Annotated in this window: 1 pseudogene; it reads left to right on the forward strand. The window is 39.7% G+C overall.

What is annotated here, in order from left to right:
• A pseudogene (locus tag CP368_RS10955) lies at positions 1–242 on the forward strand (IS3 family transposase); the annotation flags it as partial.

Raw genomic sequence — 242 nt, forward strand, 5'->3', positions numbered from 1 at the left:
CAAGAAAAAGATCAGAACAAATAGCTAAGGCAATTACTGATCTAAGGCATGAATTTAAGGTTAGCTTGAACTATGTCTTAGATGCAATTGCAGAGCATCCAGAGCTGCCTACGATTGCCAGAAGTTCTTACTATAAAATAATTAAACGAAAGCCTAAGAAGCCCAAGCGTTCCAAACTTATTGCAAGGATCAAGGAAATCTTCAATTATCATCAGGGGCGCTATGGCTATCGCCGAGTAGCA

This window comes from Lactobacillus sp. UMNPBX17 (genome assembly GCF_002553735.1).
Taxonomy (GTDB): Bacteria; Bacillota; Bacilli; order Lactobacillales; family Lactobacillaceae; genus Lactobacillus; species Lactobacillus gallinarum.